The sequence below is a fragment of the Bradyrhizobium sp. P5_C12 genome, assembly GCF_054049735.1.
Map to the genome: position 1 here is coordinate 1 of NZ_JBFULU010000116.1, position 2,262 is coordinate 2,262.

Below are 2,262 nucleotides of genomic sequence, written 5' to 3' on the forward strand. Positions count from 1 at the left end.
TCTCGACCTCCATCGCGAGCGCGGTGGAGCAGCAGGGTGCCGCCACCCAGGAGATCGCCCGCAGCGTCCAGACCGTCGCGCAGGGCACTCAGACCGCCGCCACCGACATCGGCCAGGTCAACCGCGGCGCCGCCGAGACCGGCTCGGCCTCGGAAGAGGTGCTGAACTCGGCCAAGACGCTGTCGTCCGAGAGCACCCGCCTGCGCGCCGAGCTCGACCGCTTCATGGCGAATATCAGGGCAGCGTAAGCGCTCGGTCGCCGCACCACTCTCCCTGTCGTCCTGGCGAAAGCCAGGACCCATTACCCCAGGGAGGAGTCGTGGCGCGAACTGGTAACTCCGAATCGTCGCCCAACTACTCCCTGTGGTTATGGGTCCTGGCCTTCGCCGGGACGACGGACAACCCCGCGTCACCGAACCGCAAGTTGCGATGCCGCAAATTTACCGCTGCTTATCCTTTGCCCCGTACCGTGCCGAAGGGTCAGGAAGCGGGCTGCTTCCGGGCTGCGCCTGGTTTTCCGCGAATGGAATGGGGTGGGGAATGTCCGTCAAATCCAAGCCGAACACATCGAAGCTGCTCACCTTGCGTTTTCGCGCAAAAATCATCCTCGGCTTCGTGGCGGTGCTTGCCATCCTCGCCGTCAGCATGGCTTTCGCCTATTTCGGCTTCGAGCGAATCGCGGGCGCCGTGGCCTCCTACCGCACCAGCGTGTCGGAAGCCGATCTGGCGCGGACCGTCGATCGCGAGTTGATCGCCTATCAGGGGCTGGCGCGGGCCTACACCCTGACCGGCGCGGCGGACGATGAGACCGCAGCCAAGGTGGCCGAGGAGAATCTAAGAGCTGCGATCGCCAAATCCTTGTCCGCCACGACCGGCGCGGCGCGCCGCGAGCAGGTCGGCAGGCTCGAGGCCGACTTCCAGCGCTTCACGAAAGTGTTCGGTGAGATCATCACCCTGACGCGCGAGAACAACAAGATCGCGGCCGATGAGCTCAACAGTGTCGGCAACAAGATCCGTTTCAAGTTCGACGACCTCGCCGACACCGCGGCACTGGCGGGCCTGAATTCGGTTCAGACCACGGCCAAGGACGTCACCTCGCAATATCTCGCGGTCTCGACCTCGGTCAGCGCCTTCGTCGCCAAGCCGGAGCCGAAGACCGCCGATGGCGTGATCGCTCGCATCAAATTCCTGGAGACCCTGCTGGTCTCGATCTATGCCAACGACCAGAAGATCACCGATCGCGTCACCGAGATCGGCAACCTGCTGAAGCAGTACCGCACCTCGTTTTCCAAGCTGTCCGAGAACGTGAAGGTCATCGTCAAGCTGAATGGCGAGATGACCAAGACGGCCGCCTCGATCGTGAAGCTCTCGAGCGAACTGCGATCGGACCTGACCGCCGACCAGCAGCGCATCGAGGCGAGCGCCAATGCGACGATCGGGGAGACCGAGCGGCTGATGCTGATGATGGCGCTGGGTGGCCTTGCCATCGGCGCCGTGCTGGCCCTGATGCTCGGTAACGGCATCTCGCGTCCGATGATTGCGATGTGCAAGGCGATGCGCGAGCTCGCCTCGGGCAATTTCGACGTGGTGCTGCCGGGCCTTGGCCGCAAGGACGAGATCGGCGAGATGGCCGGCGCGGTCGAGGAGTTCAAGGTTCAGGCGGTGGCGAAAGCCGAGCGCGATGCCGCCGCCAGCGAAGCCCAGAACAAGGAGCAGGCTACTGCCCGCCGCTCCGAGCTGATCCGGTTTGCCGACGATTTCGAAAGCGCGGTCGGCGCCATCGTCTCCAACGTCTCGGCCTCCGCCGTGCAACTCGAATCGGCGGCCTCGACGCTGACCCGTACCGCGGAGACCACGCAGAGCCTGTCGAGCCAGGTCGCTGGCGTCTCAGAGCAGGCCTCATCCAACATGCAGTCGGTCGCGACTGCGACCGAAGAGCTCTCGGCCTCGGTCGAGGAGATCGGCCGCCAGGTCCGCGACTCCAGCCGCATCGCGGAGGCCGCCGTCGGGCAGGCCAAGGAAACCGACAGCCGCATTGGCAAACTCTCGCATGCCGCCCAGCAGATCGGCGAGGTGGTCAAGCTGATCACGGCGATTGCCGAGCAGACCAATTTGTTGGCGCTCAACGCCACCATCGAGGCGGCGCGTGCCGGTGAAGCCGGTCGCGGCTTCGCGGTGGTCGCCAGCGAAGTGAAGTCGCTGGCGAGCCAGACCGCCAAGGCCACCGACGAGATTTCCTCGCACATCACGGGCATGCAGGGC

1 protein-coding gene and 1 pseudogene are annotated in these 2,262 nt (G+C 65.0%); both read left to right on the plus strand.

What is annotated here, in order from left to right; all coding sequences use genetic code 11:
* A pseudogene (locus ACXJMY_RS37800) lies at positions 1 to 248 on the plus strand (methyl-accepting chemotaxis protein); the annotation flags it as partial.
* A 292-nt stretch (positions 249 to 540) separates the two neighbouring features.
* Positions 541 to 2,262, plus strand: a 1,722-nt coding sequence (locus ACXJMY_RS37805) for a methyl-accepting chemotaxis protein (protein WP_456624435.1), incomplete at its 3' end; no start/stop codon positions are given.